Annotated in this window: 14 protein-coding genes; 7 read left to right on the top strand and 7 right to left on the bottom strand. The window is 58.6% G+C overall.

The genetic code is table 11. The features are described 5' to 3' along the window. Positions 1–289 precede the first annotated feature (289 nt). Genes HX821_RS12785 through HX821_RS12755 form a run of 7 tightly spaced genes read right to left on the bottom strand, consistent with a single transcriptional unit; the run spans position 290 to position 9256 of the window. Positions 290–1690, bottom strand: a complete 1401-nt coding sequence (locus HX821_RS12785) for an LLM class flavin-dependent oxidoreductase (RefSeq protein WP_087694260.1) — start codon at positions 1688–1690, stop codon at positions 290–292. Between the two features lie 37 nt (positions 1691–1727). Beyond that, positions 1728–3386: an ABC transporter ATP-binding protein gene (locus HX821_RS12780; protein WP_087694259.1), complete on the bottom strand. Its 1659-nt coding sequence runs from the start codon at positions 3384–3386 to the stop codon at positions 1728–1730. Beyond that, positions 3383–4246 carry an ABC transporter permease gene (locus HX821_RS12775; protein ID WP_177035846.1) on the bottom strand — a complete coding sequence of 288 codons (864 nt, stop codon included), beginning with the start codon at positions 4244–4246 and terminating at the stop codon, positions 3383–3385. Before HX821_RS12775 ends, HX821_RS12780 begins: the two co-directional genes overlap by 4 nt. Positions 4247–4261: 15 nt before the next feature. Next, positions 4262–5314, bottom strand: a complete 1053-nt coding sequence (locus HX821_RS12770) for an NADP(H)-dependent aldo-keto reductase (RefSeq protein WP_177035845.1) — start codon at positions 5312–5314, stop codon at positions 4262–4264. A 32-nt stretch (positions 5315–5346) separates the two neighbouring features. Continuing rightward, a complete protein-coding gene (locus HX821_RS12765) occupies positions 5347–6600 on the bottom strand; it encodes an acyl-CoA dehydrogenase family protein (RefSeq protein ID WP_177035844.1) in 1254 nt (417 codons plus the stop codon). Between the two features lie 23 nt (positions 6601–6623). After that, a complete protein-coding gene (locus HX821_RS12760; RefSeq protein ID WP_008431773.1) occupies positions 6624–7556 on the bottom strand; it encodes an ABC transporter permease in 933 nt (310 codons plus the stop codon). Continuing rightward, positions 7553–9256, bottom strand: coding sequence for an ABC transporter substrate-binding protein (locus tag HX821_RS12755; protein WP_177035843.1), 1704 nt, complete (start codon positions 9254–9256; stop codon positions 7553–7555). Before HX821_RS12755 ends, HX821_RS12760 begins: the two co-directional genes overlap by 4 nt. 433 nt (positions 9257–9689) lie before the next feature. On the opposite strand from HX821_RS12755, the gene HX821_RS12750 reads away from it, so the two are divergent. The 7 genes from HX821_RS12750 to rmuC all read left to right on the top strand — a co-directional run bounded on the left by HX821_RS12750 (position 9690) and on the right by rmuC (position 22898). Then, complete coding sequence (locus HX821_RS12750; RefSeq protein ID WP_177035842.1) at positions 9690–11840, top strand: TonB-dependent receptor; 2151 nt, start codon at positions 9690–9692, stop codon at positions 11838–11840. A 92-nt stretch (positions 11841–11932) separates the two neighbouring features. After that, positions 11933–12673, top strand: a complete 741-nt coding sequence (locus HX821_RS12745; protein WP_177035841.1) for an SDR family NAD(P)-dependent oxidoreductase — start codon at positions 11933–11935, stop codon at positions 12671–12673. Positions 12674–12701: 28 nt separating this feature from the next. Beyond that, positions 12702–13535 (top strand): CmcJ/NvfI family oxidoreductase, encoded by an 834-nt coding sequence (locus HX821_RS12740; protein ID WP_177035840.1) that lies wholly within the window; start codon positions 12702–12704, stop codon positions 13533–13535. A gap of 1207 nt (positions 13536–14742) precedes the next feature. Further along, complete coding sequence (locus HX821_RS12735; protein WP_177035839.1) at positions 14743–17166, top strand: TerB N-terminal domain-containing protein; 2424 nt, start codon at positions 14743–14745, stop codon at positions 17164–17166. Continuing rightward, positions 17163–18458 (top strand): ATP-binding protein, encoded by a 1296-nt coding sequence (locus HX821_RS12730; RefSeq protein WP_177035838.1) that lies wholly within the window; start codon positions 17163–17165, stop codon positions 18456–18458. The genes HX821_RS12735 and HX821_RS12730 overlap by 4 nt, the downstream gene beginning before the upstream one ends. Next, positions 18433–20700 (top strand): DEAD/DEAH box helicase, encoded by a 2268-nt coding sequence (locus HX821_RS12725; protein WP_177035837.1) that lies wholly within the window; start codon positions 18433–18435, stop codon positions 20698–20700. Before HX821_RS12730 ends, HX821_RS12725 begins: the two co-directional genes overlap by 26 nt. Before the next feature lie 278 nt (positions 20701–20978). Beyond that, positions 20979–22898 carry a DNA recombination protein RmuC gene (gene rmuC, locus HX821_RS12720; protein WP_159936332.1) on the top strand — a complete coding sequence of 640 codons (1920 nt, stop codon included), beginning with the start codon at positions 20979–20981 and terminating at the stop codon, positions 22896–22898. Positions 22899–22932 lie beyond the last annotated feature (34 nt).

Raw genomic sequence — 22932 nt, 5'->3', positions numbered from 1 at the left:
GCTCTTGCTTTTGATTTTGATCTGCGGGCCCCGTCAACCACGATGGCCGCAAGTAGGCACGGTGGAGCGGGTAAATCGGCAAGGATGCCGATTTAGCCGCGCCGGGCCATGGATGGCCCGTCGCGGCGGCCCGCGGAGCCGTGCCGGAGTGCGGGAACGCCGAGCCCTAGCGAGGCGCCGACAGGCGGGGCAGAGCCCTTTGCTTACTTTGGGGCTTTTCCAAAGTGAGCCGCTGTAAGAGCGGAACCATAAGCCGCCGTTACCGCAGCAACGGATATGTACACAAACCTCATGATGAAAACCGCAACGGCAACGCCGGCTTCAGCAACGCCGCCGGATCCCGATAACGCGCCCCAAAGTGGTCCCCCGGCAACCGCGCCCGCCCAGCCCCAAACAACCGCTCCCGCAACGTCTCCCCCTCGTTGTACCGCTCACGAAACCGCCCCCGACGACGCAACTCCGGCACCACCAATTCAATAAAGTCCCGCGCCGTCTCAAATGACAAATACTGCCTCAGGTTAATCCCGTCGATCCCATCCTCATCCAGCCATTTCTCAATCGCGTCCGCCACCACCGTCGGCGTACCCGCGACAAAAAACCGCTCGCGATTAAACCCACCCAACTGCGCCAATACCGCCCCAACAGTGGAGTCCGCCTTGTACCGGCTCAAACTCTCCCACCCCTTGACCTGCCGACTCACCAGATCACTGATCAACGTATCCCGCGGATACGCCGTCAAATCAATCGCCGACTGCCCGTGAGCCAGCGACGCCTCGACACTCACCAACTTGCGATAACTGTCGAGCTTGGCACTCACCTCCTCATCGGTCCGCCCAACGATCACCCCCGCCATCACAATAAACTTCAACCCCGCCGGATCGCGATCATGCTCAACTGCCTTCTGCCGCATCGCCTGGATATTCGCCCGCACCGCCGGCGCATCATTACCACCGGTAAACACCACTTCGGCATGCCGCCCGGCAAACTCGATCCCGGCCGGTGACCCCGTAGCCTGAAACAACACCGGCGTACGCTGCCGCGAAGGCTGGCACAAGTGTGGGCCGGCAACCTTGAAGTGTTCCCCCACGTGGTTGATATAGCGCACCTTGTCCGGATCGGTGTAGATCCGACGCTCACGGTCGACAATCACCGCGTCATCGTCCCAGGAGCCTTCCCAAAGCTTGTACAGCACGTCGAGGTATTCATCGGCGATCTCGTAGCGGTGATCGTGAACCACCTCAGTGTCGTGCCCGAAGTTGCGCGCCGCATTCGGCAAATACGAGGTGACGATGTTCCAGCCCACCCGCCCCTTGGTCAGGTGATCGAGGGTACTCATGCGCCGCGCAAAGGCGAACGGCGGTTCGTAGGTGGTGGAAAAGGTCGCGCCGAAACCAAGGTTCTTGGTCACCCCGGCCATCGCCGGAATCACCAGCAGCGGGTCGTTGCTGGGAATCTGCATGCCCTCACGCAGCGAGGTCTCGGGGCCGTCGCGAAAGCGGTCATAGGTGCCAATCACATCGGCCAGGAACACGCCGTCAAAGGTGCCGTATTCCAGCAACTGCGCCAGCTCGGTCCAATAGTCCAGGTCATTGAAACGGTGCCGGTTGTTGTCCGGGTGCACCCACAAACCATGGACGATGTGGCTGACGCAGTTCATTTCAAACAAATTCACGTGCAGTTGCTTGGGCACCAGGAGCACTCCTTTCGTAGATACGTTTTCCAATACGTCAGATCGCGACATTCAGGTAGAACGGGATCGGCGTGTAGTCGGTTTCAAGGGTCGGGATCGCATCGATCAGCGCGCGGGTATAGGCATGGGCCGGACGGTCGAACACCGCGCGTACCGAGCCGGACTCCACCACTTCACCGGCCTTCATCACCAACACGCGCTCGCTGACGTGGTTGATCACGCCGAGGTCATGGGAAATGAACAGGCAAGCCAGGCCGAGGCGGCGCTTGAGGTCGTCGAGCAGTTCGAGAATCTGTGCCTGTACCGACACGTCGAGCGCCGACACCGGTTCATCGCAGATCAGGATCTGCGGCTCGGAAGCCAACGCTCGGGCAATCGCGATGCGCTGGCGCTGGCCACCGGAAAGTTCGATCGGCCGGCGCGACAAGACGCTGGCATCAAGGCGCACCAGTTCCAGCAGTTCCAGGGCACGGTCGCGCCGGGCATGACGCGGTACGCCAGCCACCACCAGCGCTTCGAACAGCACACGCTGCACGGTGTAGCGTGGGTCGAAGGAGCTGAGCGGGTCCTGGAACACCACTTGCACCGCACGCCGGGCTTCGCGTTTTTGCCTGGCGTCGAGGTCGGACCAGCGCTGGCCATTGATCCACACCTCGCCGGCATCGGCGGTTTCCAGGCCGAGTATCAGCCGGGTCAAGGTGGTCTTGCCGCAACCGGATTCGCCCACCACCCCCAGCGTCTCGCCGCGACGCAGCTGTAGCGACACCTGGTTCAGCACCGTGCGGGTTTTGCCGTCGGGGCCGATAAAGGTTTTGGACAGCTCGCGTGCTTCAAGCAGTATTTCGCCCTGGGGCGCCGGCTCGGGCTCCACCGCCGTGAGCAACCGGCGCGTAGGCTGGAAGTGCACGGCCTTGGCGGCCCGCAGCAGCAGTTGGGTATACGGATGACGCGGGTCTTGCAGGACCTGTTCGGTGCTGCCCTCCTCCACGATCACCCCGTGGCGCATCACGGCCACGCGATCGGCCAGGCGCGAGACCACCGACAGGTCGTGGCTGACCATCAGCAGTGCATTGTCTTCACCGCGCAGGCTCTCCAGCAGGGCGATGACCTGGGCCTGCACCGTGGCATCCAGTGCCGTGGTGGGTTCATCGGCAATGATCAGCCGCGGATTGCAGGCAATCGCCGAGGCGATCAGCGCCCGCTGGCGCAAGCCGCCGGAAAGTTGCCAGGGGTATTGGCTGGCGCGCAGTTCCGGTTCCGGCACACCGACATCCCGCAGCAGTTCCAGCACCCGCAGGCGGCGCGCTTCCAGGCCCAATGCGGTGTGCAGGTGCAACGGTTCTTCGATCTCGGCACCGACGCGGCGCAGCGGGTCCAGCGCGCCCAACGCGTCCTGCATCACAAAGCCGATGCTCGCGCCGCGCAGTTGCTGCCAGGCCCGCTCGTTGAGCTGGCGCAGGTCGACGCCCTGGAAGGCCAGCTTGGCAGCCTGGACATGGGCGTCCTTGCCGGTGAGGCCAGCCAGGGTGCGGGCGGTGACGCTTTTTCCGGACCCCGACTCCCCCACCAGCGCGAGGCATTCACCCCGGCTCAACTGCAGACTGACACCGTGCAACACTGGCTCGGCCTGGCCGAAACGTACTGTGAGGTCGCGGATATCGACCAGCGGGCCGAGGGTATGGATGTTCATCGTCATAGAGGCTTTCCTTCGCTGCGGCGCAAGAGTTCGCGGCCGATGGCACTGATGGAAACAACGGTCAGGGTGATGATCAGGGCGGGCCAGGCCACCAGCCACGGCGCGTTGGCCAGGAAGCTGCGCCCGATGGACATCATCCCGCCCCACTCCGGCGCAGGCGGCGGCGCGCCGAAGCCGAGGAAACTCAAGGCGGCACCGGCAGTGATCGCGCCGCCGATGCCGATGGTGGCGAGGATCAACACTGGCTTGAACGCATTCGGCAGGATGTGCCGCAGCACCACCGCCAGCTGCGATTGGCCGAGGGTGACGGCGGATTCGACGTAGCCGGCATTGCGTACGCTGAGGGTTTGCGCCCGCACCAGGCGCGCATAACGCGGCACGCCAGCGATGCCTATCGCGAGAATCAGATTGGCCGTGCCCTGACCGAAAAACGTGATGATCACCAGCGCCAGCAACAGGTCGGGAAACGACAGCAACACGTCGATACCGCGCATCAAGGCGCCGTCCAGCCAACGCGGACCGAGCCCGGCGATCAACCCGAGCAAGGTGCCCCAGGCCAGGCCCAGCGCCGTAGCTGCGAGGCCCATGAACAGCGACGAACGCACGCCATAAATCAATCGGCTGAGCACATCGCGCCCGTTCTCATCAGTGCCCAGCCAATGCACATTGCTCGGCGCCTGGAACGCCATGCGCGCCGACGCCTCCAACGGGTCATACGGGGCCAGCCATTGCGGAACAACGGCGGCCAGCAGCAACAGCCCGACAAATACCCCGGCGAGCACCAGACCCGGCCGCAGTTGGGTAAACTCGACAAGACGCAACGGGCGATTGCCGATCAACGTTTCAATGGTTTGCGTCATGCCAGGCTCCTGGTGCTAGGGCGCGGGGTTGGGAATGCGCTGGTGGATGGCCTGGACCTGCGCCTTGATCTCGTCGCCGAGCGTCACGTCCAGCGCGCCGAGGTTGTCGCGCAATTGCGCCAGGCTGGTTTGCCCGGTCAGTGCGCTGGTGACGAAGGGTTTGTCGATGATGAAGGCCAGGGCCAGTTGGGCCGGAGTGAGGCCATGTTGCCGGGCAATCTCCACGTAGCCGGTGATGGCCTCCTGGGCCGAGGCACTGTCGTAGCGATTGAAAGTGCGGTACACCGCCGACAGCCGCGAGCCCTCGGGCCGTGCGCCGCCCAGGTACTTGCCGGTGAGTGCACCGAAGGCCAGAGGCGAGTACGCCAGCAGCCCGACGCCTTCGCGATGGGTGAACTCCGAGAGGCCGCCTTCGTACAGGCGGTTAAGCAGGCTGTAGGGGTTTTGCACGCTGGCAATGCGCGGCAGGCCGAGGCGTTCGCTTTGCTTGAGAAACTCGGCGACGCCCCACGGGGTTTCATTGGAAACCCCGATGTGGCGCACCTTGCCGGCCTTGACCTGATCGGCCAGCACCGCCAGGGTTTCCTCGATGGCGACGCTCTGGGTGTCTGCCTGATACGGGTATTCGCGCTGGCCGAAGATGTTGGTGGTGCGGTCGGGCCAGTGCAGTTGGTACAGGTCGAGGTAGTCGGTGTTCAGGCGTTTGAGGCTGCCGTCGAGGGCTTGGACGATGTTGCGCCGGTCGTGGCGGCTGAGGCCGTCGCGGATGTGCTGCTGGCTACTGGGGTCACGGGCCGGGCCGGCGATTTTGCTGGCCAGGATCACCTCGTCACGTCGACCACTGGCCGCCAGCCAGCTGCCGATGTAACGCTCGGTGGTGCGCCAGGTTTCAGCCTTGGTGGGCGTGGGGTACATCTCGGCGGTGTCGATGAAATTGATACCTTCGGCCAGTGCCAGGTCGATCTGTTGATGGGCATCGTTTTCGGTGTTCTGGTGGCCCCAAGTCATGGTGCCGAGGCCCAGCACGCTGACTTGGATGTCGCTGTTGCCCAGTTGGCGGTAACGCATGGGTGATCCTTTTTTCTTCAAGGGTTGATGGCTCATACCGCACTCGCTTCGTCGCGGGCGGCCTGCTGCTCGGCGTCGGCGGCTTGCAGGCTGCGCCAGGCGGCGTTCGGGGTGACGTCATTGAGGTAGTAGTTGCCCAGTGCCCGTTCGCGAAAGATCGCCGGGTTGTGGGAGGCCAGGGTTCGTGCGTTGCGCCAATGCCGGTCGAAGCGGCGCGACTCGCTGGTGGCGGAGGCGCCGCCGACTTCGAACAGCAGCGTGGTGGCTTCCAGTACCTGTTCCAGCACGATCTGTTGCGCCTGAAAAGCGCGAATCTCGGCCTCGGTGTAATGCTGTTCGGTTGCGTGCCCGCCCTGCTCCGCTTCGTGCACGTCCTGCAGCACCTCGGCGACGGCCAGCACCTGGGTGCGTGCGGCATAGGCCAGGCTCGACAAGCGGCCAATCACGCGCTGCACCAGCGGGTCATCCTTGGGGCTCGATTGCCCCGGCACACCAAACGCGCGGGTGCGGCCCTTGACGAACTCGGTGGCGTCACGCAGCACGGCGTTGGCGATGCCGGCCAGGGTCGCCAGGTGGAACAGCTGGTAGAAAGCGCTCAGGTAGGACTCGGCGCGCAGTTCGTCTTTCTTGAAGCGCCGCACAATATGCTGCTCCGGTACGTTCACCGCCTTGAAGCGGGTAGTGCCGCTGCCGGTGAGTCGCTGGCCAAAGCCGTCCCAGTCATCTTCGACGGTGACACCCGGCGCGTCGGTGCGTACCGCCAGGCTGACAAAATCTTCGCCATCCAGGGCCACGGCGGCGATCCAGTTGGCGTACAGCGTGCCGGTGCAGTAGTACTTCTCGCCGTCCAGCTGCCAGCCGGAGTCGACTGCGCTGAGGGTCACCGAGTTGCGGGTGGTGTCGGTGCGCTCGGCCATGGCGGCGCCCCACAACTCGCCGTCGACGACTTTGGCGAACCAGTAATTTTGGGACTCGCTGTCACGGCTGGAAAGCCGGCCTTCAACAAACCCGAAATGCGCGCGCACAATCTGCGGCAGGTTTGAATCGGCCTCTCCCAGCTCAATCAACAGGCGAAACAGCTGCGGCAGGCTTGCACCCAGGCCGCCCAAGGCCTGCGGCACACGCAGTGCGCCAAAGCCGGCCTCGCGCAGCCATGCCACCGCGTCATGGGCCAGCTCGCGTTGCTGCTCGCGGGCGACGGCGGTGTCGGCTATCCGGGCAAATACGTCAGCGAAACGCTGGTGCAAGTCGGCATAACTCACTTCAGCGGGGATCGAAGCACTCATGGTTTTTCCTTCTTCAAAGGCACTCACGCTTGGTTGGCCCGAGGGTCAATCCAGCGGTTGATCAAATCGACGGCCAGGTTCACCAGCACATAGACGGTGGCGGCCAGCAAGGTCACGCCCAGCACCACCGGCACGTCTTTGTTGCTGGTGGCATCAAGCATCAAGCGCCCGATGCCCTGGCGTGCAAACAGCAATTCCACCACCACCGCGCCGCCCAGCAGGCTGGCGAACACGAACCCGGCCAGGGTCACCAACGGCACCAGCGCATGGCGCAAGGCATGACGCAGGCGCACAGCGGTTTCGGACAAGCCACGGGCACGGGCCATGGCAATAAAGGGTTGTTCGAGGGTGTCTTCCAGGGACTGGCGCAGCAGCTGGGTCAGCACTGCCGCCACCGGCAACGCCAGCGCGATCGAGGGCAGGATCAATGAGCGCCAGCCCACGGAACCGGAGGGCGGCAACCAGTGCCAATGAAACGAAAACACCAGCAACAACAGCATGCCGATCACAAACGAAGGTGCTGATGACAGCACCAGCTCGCTGCCTGAAACGGCTGAACGCACCCAACGCGAACGGTTGGCGGTGAGGATCGCGCACACCAGGGCCAATACCACCGCCAGCAACGCCGCGCTCAGGGACAGTTGAATGGTTGCACCGATCTGCTCGGCAATCGCCTGCTGCACCGGGATGCGCAAGCGATAGGACTCGCCCAGGTCGCCATGGGCCAGGCGCACCAGGTAATTGCCGTATTGCACGATGAGGGGTTGGTCCAAGCCGTACTCGGCACGCACCCGGGCCAGCAGCTCCGGGGTGGGCATCGAATCCGGCCCGCCGAGGATTGCCAGCGCCGTGTCACCGCCGCTGAAATTGACCGCGAGGAACGTCAGCGTCGCCGCGCCCCACAGCACGCCAATGCCCGCCAGCAGGCGCCAGGCGATGGATTTGAACAGGCTCATGGTTGCCCCCGGTCCAGCCAGATGCTGGTGAAGAACGGTACGTTGTGGGAGGTATCGAAAATCACCCCCTGGACCTGCCGGCCATACGCGGTGAGCACCTGGCTTTCCACCGAAGGCACCGCCGGGACGGTTTCGGTCAGGCGCTTTTGCGCCTCGCCATAGAGCGCCTGCAATTGCACCGGGTCGCGGGATTGGCGGGCGGCGCTGAGCACGCGATCCAGTTCGGCATCACGGAAGCGCCCGACGTTCTGGCCGATGATCTTGTCGGTGCTGATGGCCTGGCTGTGATAGAGCACGAACAGGCCATCGGGTGTGTTGGTGTGCCAGTAACCGCCCGCCAGCGCCTGGAACTTCCCGGCGTAGCGTTTCTCGGTCACGCGGGTCAGCGGCAGCATTTCGATGGGCATCTCGAAGCCGACTTTTTTCAGGTCGGCCTGGATGGCCACCGAAACGCTGGCGGGAAACGCCGGGTTGTCATAGGACAGCATCGTTGCCTTCAGGCGCTGCCCGTCCTTGGTTCGATAGCCCTGGGCATCGCGCCCGGCCCAGCCGGCCTCGTCCAGCAGCGCATTGGCGGCTTTCACGTCGTAGGCCAGGGCGTCGTTGTTGGGTTGATAAAACCGGGTGTTGGCCGCCAGGAAATCCGCCTTGGCGATGTATTCGCCGAAGCCGGAAATCCACGCCAACCCTTCGCGGTCAATGGCCTTGGCCACTGCGCGACGCACCCGTACATCGTCGAACGGTGGCTGCTCGACGTTGAAGGTCATGCTGCGGCTCGGGTTGCCCTTGCGGATCCGGCTGCGCATCACCAGGTTCGGGTTGGCACGGATGGCGGCGGCATTCTGGGCCGGTGCATCAAGCGCGAAATCCGACTGGCCGGACTCTAGCGCCGTGAAGCGGATCATGGCTTCGGGGACGTAGCTCAGTTCGATACGGTCCAGGTAGGCTTCGCCCGCGTGGCGCGTCACCGGTGGCGCCCAGTTATAGCCGGGGCGCTTGATGAACACCGCGCCCTGGTCACGGGTGTAGCCCTGCAACGTAAACGGCCCGCTGCCGATGGGGTGCTCGGCGATGGTCTTCGGCGCCTCGCGAATCTGCCTGGGCGAGATCATGCTCAACCAGGACTGCGCCAGCACATCCAGGAACGGCGTATAGGGTTCGCGCAAATGGGCTTCGAAGGTGTAGTCGTCGATGACCTTGCCATCCAGGTACGGCGCGATATAGGCCGCGGCCAGTGGGGACTTGGTCGCCGGGTCGCGCATGTGGTCCAGGTTGGTTTGCAGCGCCTGGGCATTGAATTTCTCGCCGTCGCTGAAGGTCACGTCGTCGCGCAGGTGAAAGGTGTAGGTCTTGCCGTCGTCGGAGATGTCCCAGGAGCGGGCCAGCCACGGGCTGATATTGCCCTGCTCGTCCTGGTACACCAGGCAATCGAAGAGAATCCGGCCCATCCACTGGATGTTGCCGTTAGACAGTGCGTGAACATCGAAACTGCCGGCGTCGGAGGCGGCTGAGACGCGCAAAGTTCCGCCACTGCGCCCCGGTGACGACTCATGAAAGTCCGTCGCCGAATAAGTCACTACACCGTTGGTGACCGTGCCATCAGCCGCAGACGTTTCATGTTTCGGTGCCGCAGCCGGTGAGCAGGCATTGACTGCCAGGCACAGTGAAATAACCGCCGAAAGTTTCAGGATGGTTGTCAATGACACTTCCTTAGAGGAACTCGATGAACACTGAAAGTTTGCAATTACGGGGTGTAATGCAGTGAGCATGCCAGTCTTCAAGAAACGCCATATTGACCACAAAACCAGCGCAAAACCCTTGTAAAACGGGGCGAACGCTGCCAAATACTTATATGGTTATACCCGTTATACACCCCGGAATTGTTGGTAGCCTTACACACTGCTTATCAACTGTTGCGTTCGCGACAGCTGCGGTAATCCCAGGCATTAAAGTTGACTGTTGAGAATCAAACACCGATTCAAAACAAAGTATCCCGCAGAACACTTAACCTTAACTAAGCGCCCGTATTCCTTGGCCAATAGTCTTGGCATAGAAACTGCTCAGAGCGAAACAGGCATGACTATTCGAATAGAAAGCTGGGGCTCTTTTATCTATTCACAAGGAACACGCTTAATGGATCCAATCTTTCGGGGAGAGTTGCAAAAGTTGACACTTGCCGTGCGGCAAGCAACTTGGCTGGCGATGGTGGGACTGGGCTCAGCCCTGGTTTTTTCCGCCAGTGTGCAGGCAGATGATGAGGTCACACCGACGACCGGAACACGGCTAAAGACGGTGACAGTAGAGGCACAAAAAATCACGCCCGTTGAGGCAGCCAAAAGTCAGCTGTCCGAAGTGCCAGGCGGCACCAGCGTGGTCGACAGCGAACAGGTGGCCAAGGGACGCACCGCCACCTTGCAGGACACCCTCGCCTATCAGCCGGGCGTGTTCGTGCAGTCCACCGGCGGCAACGACGCGGCCAAGATCTCCATCCGTGGCTCGGGCGCCAACACCTCGCCGGGGTATTTCCGTGAGGGCATCAAGTTCCTGTTCGACGGCCTGCCGATCACCGGCCCGGGCGGCACACCCTACGAATTCCTCAACGGCTCGGGGGTGAACTACACCGAGATCCTGCGGGGTGCCAACGCCTTCCAGTACGGCGCACTGAGCCTTGGCGGCGCCATCAACTTCGTCAACCAGACCGGTTACACCGCACCCGGGCTGCGGGTGCGAGCGGAAACCGGGAGCTACGGCTACAACAAGCAAAGCCTGAGTGTCGGCGGCGTCGAGGGTGCGTTCGATTACTACCTGAATGCCGACAACTACCGCAGCGACGGCTACCGCGACTACAGCCTGTCGAAGAGCCAGGGCGTGGTGGCCAACTTTGGCTACCGCTTCAGCCCGCAACTCGAAACCCGGGTGATGCTGCGTTACCGCGACGAGTTCCACAACGACCCGAGCGCCACCACCCTGGATGCGGTCAAGCACCACTCCGACCGCGCCAGTGCCACCGCCGAAAGCAGCGGCGCCGGCAGCCGTCGCCCCGGCAGCGTATGGCTGGGCAGCAAGACCACCTACACCTTTGAGGACGACGCCACCCTGTCGGTGGGTTTCGTCTACTACCAGTACGCCCACAACAACAGCCCGAACAGCCCGAGCAACCCCAGCTACTGGGACTGGCATGACCTGAGCGCGGTGATCAACTACGACCGCCGCGACACCCTGTTCGGCCACGAAAGCCGCTCCAGCCTGGCCTTCACCTCCACCGAGCACCTCAAGGGCCAGGTCGACTCCACCTTCGCCAACAAACAGACGCGCAAGTTCGTCGACTACAGCTCCTCGTTCGATCACGTGTTCTCCGTGGGCAACGACCTGGAACTGGTGGACGGCCTGTGGCTGACCAGTGGCGTCTCGGCGATCAACGTGCGCCGCCATGCCGACGTCAAGGAAGCCCTGGTGGCCAACACCACCACCTACCCGAGCGATGTGACCTACGACAACTGGAGCCTGGCACCGCGAGTGGGCGTGCGTTACGAGTTCAACCCACAACTGCAAGTGTTTGCCAACGTCAGCCGCTCCGTCGATCCACCGGCGTCGTGGGAATACTCCGGCTCCGGGCCGACCACGCCGTACGTACGGCCGCTGGTGGAACAGAAAGCCAATACCGTGGAAGTCGGGATCAAGGGTTCATCGGGCATCTTCGACGGCAGCCTGGCGCTCTACCGCTCGTGGGTGAAAAATGAATTGCTCAACGTGCAGATCATCCCGGCCACCTCCACGGCTGCTGCGGTCACCGGTGCATTCAACGCCACGCCGACGATCCACCAAGGGATCGAGGCCGGCTTGAATACACGCCTGTGGGAAAACACCTCGGGTGAAAAAATCACCCTGCGCCAGGTGTACACCTATAACGACTTCTACTACCGGCACGACCCGGCCTTCGGCGACAACCAACTGCCGGGGATTCCGAAGCATATCTATCAGGGCGAAGTGCAGTATCAGCACCCGGCGGGCTTCTATACCGGGGTGAATGTGCAATCGGCTTCGCGTACGGCGGTGGATTATGCGAACAGCTTCTATGCGCCCTCCTACACAATCTTCGGGGCGAACGTGGGGTATGAAACGCCGAGCAAGGACTGGAAGGTGTCGCTGGATTTGAAGAACCTGACCAATCAGAAATACGTGACGGCGGTGCAGCCGTTGTATGACGCGAAGGGGCAGGATACGGCGTCGTTGTATCCAGGGGATGGGATTGGGGCTTATGTGGCGGTGGAAATGCGCTATTGAGTCAGCGCATAACCTTAGCTGTCGATGTTCTTATTCCTCACGCCCGGCGATGGGTAAATTGTTAGCCACGTATCTCATTGAGGAAGTGGCTAATGTCTGAGTCTCGATCCGAGCCTGTGGTGTGGGTTGCTGGTGTGGGTGCCGTGGCCGGCCTGGGAGCGGCGCTGGCGCGACGCTTCGCGCGGGAGGGTTTGCAGGTGGCTGTCAGCGGCAGGAGCCCGGACAAGTTGCAGGCTGTGGTCGAGGGCATCCGTGCGCTCGGCGGGGAGGCGGTGGCTATCGTGGCGGACTCGGGAATCGAGTCCGAGGTGATCGCCGCCAGCCAGCAGATCAGCCAGTTGGGCCCCCTCAAGGCCGCGATCTTCAATGTCGGCAACTCCGTCGCAGCGCCGACCCTGGAGTTGAGCGCGCAGTTGTTCGAGCAGACCTGGCGGGCATCGACCCTGGGTGGCTTCCTGTTTGCCCGCGAGGCCACCCGCTTGCTGCTCGACAGTGGTGGCGGCAGCCTGTTGTTCACCGGGGCTACCGCTTCATTGCGAGGCAAGCCACCGTTCGCCGCCTTTGCTGCCGCGAAGGCGGGCTTGCGCTCACTGAGCCAGTCATTTGCCCGCGAGTTCGGGCCACAAAACGTGCACGTCGCCCATGTGGTCATCGATGGCGCCATCGACGGTGAGCGCGTGCAAAGCCGGGCCCCGGATTACCTGGCGCGACTGGGGGAAGACGGTGCGCTGAAACTCGAAGACATCGCCGACGCCTATTGGTACCTGCACACCCAACCGCGCAGCGCCTGGACCCAGGAACTGGACCTGCGGCCCTTCAAGGAACCCTTCTGAAAACCGCCTCACGCCTGGAGGATTGTTCATGGGAACTCATCAGACTCATCTCGCCCCGCCATCGGTCATCGGCGAACTCAACTACCTGCTGGACACCGGCGAGCGACCGGTGAACTACACCTTCCCGCAGCCAGACGGCACACCCAAGCGCAACGGCGTGCTGGACCCCACCCAAGTGAGTATTCACAACGCCCGGTTGCTCGACGAACTGGCTTGTCTGGATCGCAACGGTTTCGAAAGAATCGACCACACCAGCTCGGTGCCTGACCTGGAAAACGATGATCAGGTCCGTGAACACTACTATCCGGAAACCGAAGCCTTGCTCAAGCAACAGACCGGTGCGGTGAAAGTGGTGATCTTCGACCACACCATCCGGGTGGACGAGCCTGGACGCGAGGACCGCGGGCTGCGTGAGCCGGTGCGGTACGTGCATAACGACCAGACCGAGCGCTCGGCGATTCGCAGGGTACGTGATCATTTGCCTGCGGATGAGGCTGAACAGCGGCTGCTGAAACGGTTTGCGATTATTAACGTCTGGCGGCCGATTGGTGCGCCGGTCCTGAGTACCCCACTCGCCCTGTGCGATGCGCAAAGCATGGCCGAGAGCGACTTGCTGCCCAGCGACCTGGTGTATCCGGACAAGGTTGGCGAGACTTTTTCGGTCAAGGCCAATCCCGCACATCGCTGGTATTACTACCCGCAGTTGCGGCCGGATGAAGTGCTGCTGTTGAAGATCCATGACTCGCGTAGCGATGTTGCAAGGCGCAGCGCACATACGGCGTTTGATGACCCGACTACGCCGCTGGATGCACCGCCAAGGAGGAGTATCGAGGTGCGGGCGTTGGTGTTTTTTGGGGAGTGAGTCTTGGGTTTCTTTTAAGGCATGAAAAAGCCCAGCCTTTTCAGGTTGGGCTTGCTCAGGATGCTATAGAGCGGGTAATGATCGTCAGATAAATCGAAATTACCGACTATGCCTTCACTCCCTAAAAGCCTAAATGACAAAAGCTACCATTAAAGTAGCTTCTGCCAGTGACAACCTATTTTTTTGAGGACTTGCTAGGTTTCAAGTCAGGATTATTTCCCTGCGTGTCTTTATTGTCACGACGACGCTTATCAACTTCACCAGTTGATTTAGCTATTGGCTTTGGGCCTGGTTTAAGTGCCATAAAATCTATCCTTGATGTTAATATTGATTTGGTTGTAGCAGAATCATCTTATTGGTACCGACTGACACTTTCAATAGACATGAGATGCTTGATTTTAGCTATGTGAAAAATTGAATTCACTTTGGCAGTTTCTACTGAATATCTACCAGCAGGCCAGGTTGTTGATTTACATCCATTTGTGCGACGTAGCAGGTAGCACAGCACGTCCAGAGTCATTCGTGCATTGCCTAGGGCGCGGTGGGAGCCGACCTCCAGCCCCCGCATTCGATAGCGGCCTCGATAGCTTGATCCAGCACCATTGCCAGCCCTTTTACCCGTTCACCACTCCATATACCGCAGCATTGCGCAGGCGGTGGTGAGCTCAGGGGCGAGGGCTGGCAGGCGCCGATCAAAGGAGGCGCTATAAGCAATGACACCCGGGACGATAGCCGCGTATTGCTCGGCACGTGCGATGGCCACCATGTCGTCGGTGATACCTTGAGTTCATGTGAAATCGTTCACGTTCTTGAGAAAACCAGACCGAGGCCTCCGGCAAAAGCATCAGCAGATCCCTACCTGATGCTCACGGAAAGTTAGAGTACTTGAGAGGTTAATAGTGGTGTTAGGGAAAATGGAGTCAGGTATGTACTCGTCCACTGCGAAATTTCGCTGTCAAGCCGCTAGCAACCCGAGATTGAATGACTGCTTCTGGCTGATAGCTGCCCACAATTAATCGCAGCTATCAGCAACGGAGGGGGATGATCTGCGCGCGTCATGCTGAAAAAGCTACTTCTGATGATTGTAGCTATTCGTGCGCGAGCAAAATTTTCCGATCAATAGCGTTCCTCAGCCCATGGTTCTCGTAGGGCAATTATCGGATACTGCCATTGCGCCAGCACCCATCTTTCAAGGTTGAAACGACTCATGGCAAGGAAGAAGGCAAAAAAATCTACAAGTAACGGCATCCTGATCATTTTCGCTCTGGCCTTCGGCGCAGTCGCATCGATCCCGAAAAATGCTTGGATCGCCATTGGTGTTATTGCTTGCATTGCCGCGGTTTTTTGGCTGCTGGTTCGTCGCTCAAGGCGACAGGCCGAGCAATTGTCAGTGACCGTTTCGGAGACGGAACATCTGCGAGAGCATCAACGGCCAGGCATCACTTTCTCTATCCGTGAGGTTTCAGGGAGCAATATGGGCACAGAGGAAACCTCTGATTTTTACACTGTCCAACTCGGCTCAGCATCTTCAAAGTTCTTCAACATTCCAAATGCGAGCACGCAAAAACCTGATGTTCGCTGGGTGCCAGTAGGTGAATCTGTCACCGTTTCCGGTTTTTCAATTCCCGGTGGCATGTTCTATATGGGCAGCGTGCTAGGTGGCCGGCACGATGCCGAAGAACCCTCACTGATAAACCCCAAGCTCCGTATCGCAAAGACACACGTCGATCTAGAAGAACGGCTGATGTCCTATTGGCCCAGTTTTCACTCCATCACGTCAGAGGCTCGCCGTGGATACCTTCAATGGCTGGAGGGCGGCCGTCGTTACCCACTGGCAGACACCGGCTACGTCTTTTTGTATTTTTATGGTCTGGAGCGTCGAGCACTCGTTGACGCAGTGAGTGACCCGCGCGTCAAGGCTGAGCTTCCTTTGATCGTAGAAGAAGTCCAGCGCCTATTGAGTATCTACGGGGAAAATAGGTCGTTCAGGGGATATGCGGAAGGTTTTCTGGATTACCTGAGCAACACCAAGATCGATCCAGACCTTTACCTTGGACCACCTCCCAACGTTGTCGCGTATAGCTACGAGATGCCACTGCCACTGCGCGTAGGTCTGGGGCAACTCGCTTCCAACAAGCGCCCCCTTGATGCCGATTGGGCATTAGCCTGGGCGCTAGCTGACCCCAACATCAGCAAACGCACGCCCGTGACTCGCTGCAAGGATGTCTTTTCGAGACTGTTCAAGCTTAAGTACACAAGCGCCCACCCTAAGGGTCTTGTCCTGGCGCAGAACAAGACCAAACTTAAAACCAGCTATCGGCCGGCCTCCGCGGTCTTAATGGCCCCCACGCTTAGCTTGGGTGACCTTCCTGATGTCCTGGCCACGTCAGGTACACGAAAAAGCCTGCAGTTGCTGGTTGAGCTATGCACTACAGAGCTTGAACCCTACAGCCGATATTTGGGCCGCAACCCTGATAGCGCAGAAGCTCTCGAAGGTCTTTTGCAACTTCCCGTCGCTCTCTGGCCGACGGCAGCCCGTACAGAATTGGACGAGCTTCAATTCAGAATTGGCGACGACCTGATTGTCATGAGCTTTGGCGAACTCGCAGGCCGGTTCAAGAGCGCCGGCGCCCTGTCCCGCGACAAAGTACTTGCACTTGCCCGCGCGCTGGAATCGCTTCATATCGGTATTGAACCCGACGTACTGGCTGGCAGTAAGACACCGAAAGCAGAAGATCAAATCGCGCTGTTCGTGACTCAACCAGAAGACGGGGCACTGCGAGCTTCTGCAGCCTACAATGCTGCTTCGGTGACGCTCGACCTTGCTAGTGCTGTGGCTTCTGCCGATGGTGATACCTCCACTGAGGAAGTTACGCTTCTTGCTCAACACATCGACTCCTGGAATCACCTGAGTGTGGCCCATCGCAAACGCCTTAAAGCACACCTGCGAATCCAGATCCAGCAACCACCAACGCTGGCCAGCCTAAAGAAAAAACTCGACCCACTAACGGTCGAAGCCAAACGCACGATTGCCAGCTTCCTGGCCCATCTGGCGCAAGCAGATGGCATCGTCAGCCCATTGGAAGTGAAACTTCTCGAGCGCGTTTACAAGGCCCTGCAGCTGGACAGTCAGTTGCTGTACAGCGATCTCCACGGTGCTGCATCTGGAGCAAGTATTGCCTTCGTAAAACCAAAAGCCGGCATTCCTCGTTCCGAGCCTGGTACCCCGATCAACTTCACTGTAAATCAAGGGTTCGTGCTTGATCACGAGCGCATTGCAGAACTGCAACGAGAAACCGCAGAGGTCTCCGCCCTCCTTGCCAAAGTCTTCACTGATGACCAGGTTGACGAACCGGAACAGTTGATCGATGTGGCAGAATCAGTACAAGAATCGAGTGCAGACATTGATGGTCTCGATTTGGAACACTCTGCATTCCTTCGGTTGCTGATCTCACGCCCTGAGTGGAGCCGCTCCGAACTTGAAGCTGCCGCCAGCGACATGGAGCTGATGCTCGATGGTGCCCTGGAACAAATTAACGACATGGCTTTTGAACGTTTCGATATGCCCGTCACTGAGGGTGATGACCCTGTCGAGATCAATACAAACATTCTGGAAGAGTTAGCCCTATGAGCACTATCAGAGCCAAGGATCGCGATGCGGTCATCCAGTCGCTACGTGCAGGCGTCGTTCCTCGCGTGGGCCAACACCTCATTCAGGTTGGCCGGGTAGGCGAACTAGATGCACTGATTAAGGACGTCAATCGCCTGGTTGAAAGTGGATCGGCATTTCGAGTCGTCATTGGCGAGTACGGTGCGGGTAAAACGTTCTTTCTGAACCTGATACGAGCCATTGCCATGGAGCGCAAGCTTGTCACCATGCATGCCGACTTGAACCCAGATCGCAGATTACATGCCACGGGTGGACAAGCACGTTCGCTTTACTCCGAGTTGGCTAAAAACATGTCGACTCGTACGAAGCCCGACGGAGGGGCTATGCAAGGCATTGTTGAGAAATTCATCTCTCAGGCCAAAACCGAAGCCAAGGCGGCGGGTACGGACAGCGAGACTGTTATTCGTGCTCACTTGGCCGAGCTGACCGAGATGGTCAACGGGTATGATTTTGCGGAGGTGATTGCCGCCTATTGCCGAGGTTTCGAAGAAGGCAACGAGCAGCTCAAGGCCGACGCCATCCGTTGGTTGCGTGGAGAGTTCACCACTAAGACTGATGCCCGAGCAGCCTTGGGTGTACGAACCATCATTGATGATGCCTCCGTCTACGATCAGCTCAAGCTCCTGTCGAGATTCGTCAGACTTGCAGGTTTTGGCGGTCTGATGATCTGCCTCGACGAACTGGTCAACCTCTACAAACTGGCCAATACCCAAGCTCGTAATGCCAATTACGAACAGATCCTCCGTATTCTCAACGACTCTCTGCAGGGATCGTCCGAAGGGCTTGGTTTCGTTTTAGGTGGCACTCCTGAGTTTTTGATGGACACTCGTCGGGGGCTATTCAGCTACCCTGCCCTGCAATCTCGATTGGCCGAGAACTCGTTTGCAAAATCAGGATTGGTGGATCTGTCGGGGCCGGTCATTCGCCTGACCAGCCTGACCCCGGAAGACTTCTACGTGCTGCTTCAGAAGCTTCGTCACGTATACGCTGGCGGGGATGTCGAAAAATACTTACTACCTGACGAAGCGCTTCCCTTGTTCATGGCGCATTGTAATCAGCGTCTGGGAGAAGCTTACTTCCGCACGCCACGTACCACGATCACAGCGTTCATCAACCTGCTCGCCATCTTGGAGCAAAACCCGGGCGCCGATTGGCGAATGCTGCTTGGAGCCGTCGAGGTCGCCAGGGACTCGGGCGGCGAAGACGATACCAAAGTCGATGCGGACGATGAACTTGCCACCTTCACACTCTGAGTCATCGGGTTTCGATCAACTTGAGTCCCGAATCCAGCGATGGGTTTGGGCGGAAGGCTGGACTTCCTTGCGCGACGCCCAGGAATGGGCGGTACCTGTTCTGGTAGATGCCGATCAGGATGTCATCATCGCCGCAGCAACAGCGGCAGGCAAAACCGAGGCTGCTTTTCTTCCCATACTCACCAATTTGCTGAATCGTGATGATCCACCCGGTTCGGTGCTGTATATCAGCCCGCTCAAGGCCCTGATCAACGACCAGTGGGACAGGTTAAGCCGTCTTTGTGAGCAGCTTGAGATTCCCGTAGTGGCTTGGCACGGGGACATCTCCTCAAGCAAAAAACATCGCTTTTTGAAGTCCCCTGAGGGGGTGCTTCTGATCACTCCTGAATCCCTTGAAGCCCTGTTCGTCAACCGCGGTTCAAGTCTTGGCGGGGTGTTCCAACACCTGCGTTATATCGTCGTGGATGAGCTGCATGCGTTCATCGGTAGCGAACGAGGCAAGCAACTTCAGTCGCTAATGCATCGGGTAGAACTTGTTGCCGGCCACCGTCTCCCTAGAGTCGGGCTCTCAGCCACCCTCGGCGATATGAAGATGGCGTCGGAGTTTTTGCGTCCGGGAAATGCCGATGGCGTTACCGTCATTGAATCAAAAAGCTCCAACCAGACTCTCCAGGTGCAAGTTCGTGGTTACATTCAGCCACCCATGAGCGAGCTCAAGAAGAAGCCCGTAAAGCGCCCTGACCAGGCGGAAAATGAAGACGAGACAGAGAACGAGGCAAGCCCAGACTTCGCGATCGCTGATCATCTTTACAAGGTGTTACGCGGCAGCAACAACCTGATTTTCCCAAACAGCCGGTCTCAGGTTGAATGGTACGCAGATCAACTGCGACGGCGCTGCGAGAAAGAAGGCGTGCCTAACGAATTCTGGCCTCATCACGGTAGCCTTTCGAAGGACTTACGTGAGCAAGCAGAACATGCTCTCAAGGCAGGGACTCATGCAGCATCCGCGATTTGCACCACGACGCTTGAGCTCGGCATAGACATCGGCAGCATCAAAACAGTCGTGCAGATTGGTGCCCCACCATCGGTGGCGAGTCTGCGACAACGTCTAGGGCGATCGGGAAGGCGCCCAGGAGAAAAAGCAACGCTGCGCGTTTACTGCAAGGAATCGCCACTCAAAGATGGATCGAGCCTCTCGGATCAACTGCGCCAAGGCTTGGTTCAAACCATTGCCATGGTTCGACTGCTGGCCAAGGGGTGGTTTGAACCTCCCAGGGCTCAAGGCATTCACGCGTCCACCCTCGTTCAACAATGTCTTTCAGTGATTGCCCAGTGCGGCGGTGCATCTGCTGCAGATCTCTGGAAAAGTTTGATTGCTGAGGGAGCATTTCCAAAAGTTGAGAAACCAGACTTTGTGAAGTTGCTCAAGGCGCTCGGCGAGCACGAGCTCATTGTTCAGGACAGCTCAGGGTTGCTTCTTCCTGGGACGGTTGGAGAGCGATTGATCAACCACTATGAGTTCTACAGCGCATTCACCAGCGACGAAGAATTTCGCCTTGTATGCGATGGTAGGGCACTGGGATCTGTGCCGGTAAGCCGTCCACTGACCAAGGATCAGCGCATTATTTTCGGAGGCCGGAGGTGGCAGGTTCGTGATGTTGATCTCCAGGCCAAAGTCATCATCGTTTCAGCAGCACGCGGTGGTGCCCCTCCTCAGTTCGATGGTCTGGGTGCGATGGTGCATGACAACGTACGCCAAGAAATGCGAGCCGTCTTGGCAGACACAATCCCCTGCCCCTTTATTGATCAAGGGGCTCAAGAGCTTCTCGACGAGGCTCGAAAGACATTTGTTTCGCTGGGCCTTGGTAAGCGCTACATAGTTGAGTCGGGCGGTAAGTGTTATCTGATGAGCTGGCTAGGTGATCATGCCAACGATGCACTGCGGTTGTTACTCAATCATGTCGGCCTTTCTTGTGATAACACAGGCCTTACCATTGAGGTTGACGCCGACATCGGTCGAACCCAAATGGCACTGAAGGAAGTCGGAAGCCTGGATGCTGCTGATTTAGACTCGATACTTTCGGAGGTGGAAAACATGCTGCGCGAAAAGTGGGATTGGGCACTGCCGCAATCCTTGCTGATGAAGTCGTTTGCTTCCATATCGCTCGATATCTCGACCGCAATTCTTTTTGCACAGAGCCATTCTCTGGAAAAACAAGCGGAAGAAACTGCGCCGCATTGATCCGATGCTAGACGCAGAAAACACTGCGATGCTTCCCCGCTGGGCTGATGATGAGTGATCACCGCCGGCTCCGCTTTGCTTAATCTGGGCCTATTTACCGGCCGGCACGGAATGATTTGTTTTTAATCGAGTATCGTGGCCCACCGGCTAACACTTAAACATCGAAATCTCCGAGAAGCTGACCTTCGATTAAAACCAGGTCGATATTTAACAGTTCTCAGTCGACCAGCTCCGTGCCATCATTTTGCAATCCACCCCAGCGATAAAAGGACGTACCGATGGCACAACAATATTTCATTCCGGCCCTGATCGGACTCTTCAGCTTGCTGTTTCTGGGGATCGGTTTCTGGATCAATAGCCGTATCGCGGCAGGCAAGCTGGCTCAACAATTCTCCGAAATACAATCCAGTCATCAAGCTGAACACCAGCAATTGCTGAACGATGTTGCGCTTTCTCGGCAACGTGAGCAGCAAATGCTCCATGAGCAATCGGAACATCAAAATGAGCTGAAACTGGCCAGTGAAGCATTGGCGAACCATCGAGAGATCGAGAAGCAGCTCAGCATTCAGCTCAGCGAGTTCAAGACTTCGCTGGAGGCCGAGAAGCAACGCACGCTCGATAAAGTGCAGCAACTTGCAGAGGCCGCCGCCCTCACTGAAAAACACAGCGTGGAAACGAACCAACTCCGGCTACAGCTCGGCGAATTAAAACAAGAGCTTGGGCAAGGCCAGGAGCAGACTCGGCAGTTGGATGAGTTGAAGCAGGCGCTGAAGCAGCAGCAAGCGCGTTTTGAAGCAGCTCAACTACAACTGCAAAAACAAGGTGAGCATCTAGGTCAAAGCGCGGAACAAGCGCATCAGCTCCTGGAGGTAAAAACCGCCAATAAGGACCTCCAAAGTCGTCTCGACAATACCCAGGAAGAATTCAAAAAGCAGCGCGAACAATTGGGGCAGGCAGCAGAACAAAAGGACCAATTGGACACGCTGCGCAACACATTGGCCCAACGAGACAAAGAACTAGGCGATACGCGAGATGAACTCAGCCTTGCGAAGCAGAGTCTTGCCGAAATAAATATGCGCCACCAGCGCGACCAGCACTCAGCTACAGAGAAACTGCAGCTGTTGGAAGATAACAAGGTTCAACTCAAGCAGGAGTTTCAGAACCTTGCAAATCAGATTTTCGACAGCAAACAGCAGAGCTTCTCTGAGCAAAGCCGCCAAGGGCTGGACACTCTGCTAAAACCGTTCAAGGACCAGCTCGAATCATTCCGTCAGCGAGTGGATCAGGTTCACTCCGATACCGTGCAAGGCCAAAGCTCGATGAAAAGCGAGCTTGTCAAGCTGATGGAATTGAACGTCCAGATCACAACCGAGGCGTCAAATCTTACCAAAGCGCTTAAAGGTGACAAAAAACTTCAAGGCACCTGGGGCGAGCAAAAGGTAGAGATGCTGCTCGAGCAGGCAGGGCTGCGTAAAGGGTTCGAGTACCACCGCGAGGCGAACTTCAAGGACGACGATGCAGGAAACAATCGACCAGACTTCGTGGTCAATTTACCCGAAGGTAAACACATCATCATTGACAGCAAGATGTCGCTGGTGGCCTACACGGAGTACGTTTCCGCCGAAACCGACGAAGATCGCACCAAAGCCCTGTCCGCACACGTTCTGGCGTTGAAGAACCACATCAACGGATTGTCCGATAAGAAATACACCGACCTTAACGGCATCAACTCTCCTGACTTTGTGTTTTTATTCATGCCGGTTGAGCCCGCGTATTTGGTCGCGGCTGAGCACAGTCCGGGGGTATTCCAGGCTGCATATGAAAAACGTATTGCGATAATTACCGCCACCACACTGCTGCCAGTTCTGAGGGTCGTATCGAATCTGTGGAGCATCCAACGTCAAAACAGCAGCACGCTGCAACTCGCAACAATGGCGAGCAAGGTCTACGACAAGTTGCGAATCTTCGTGGATAAAATGGACAAGCTCGGTAATCAGATCGCTACGGTGCAGAAAAGCTACTCAGACAGCGTCAATACGCTGAAAGGGGATCACGGAAGCCTGACCAAGACCGTGGACAAGTTCGTCGCTTTGGGCGTCACGGTCTCCAAGCGTCTACCAGCATCAGCTGTGGGAGACGATGAAGAGATGGAAAGCGAGTTGGCAACACTTCCGGTGGAAAGTGCGGCCAACACCTAACCTAAACAGTGAGCGGTAACCCTTGCCGCTCATT

The sequence above is a fragment of the Pseudomonas sp. B6001 genome (genome assembly GCF_013386015.1).
GTDB lineage: Bacteria > Pseudomonadota > Gammaproteobacteria > Pseudomonadales > Pseudomonadaceae > Aquipseudomonas.
Note: the sequence above shows the minus strand (reverse complement) of the source record. Positions and strands in the feature narration are given on the sequence as shown.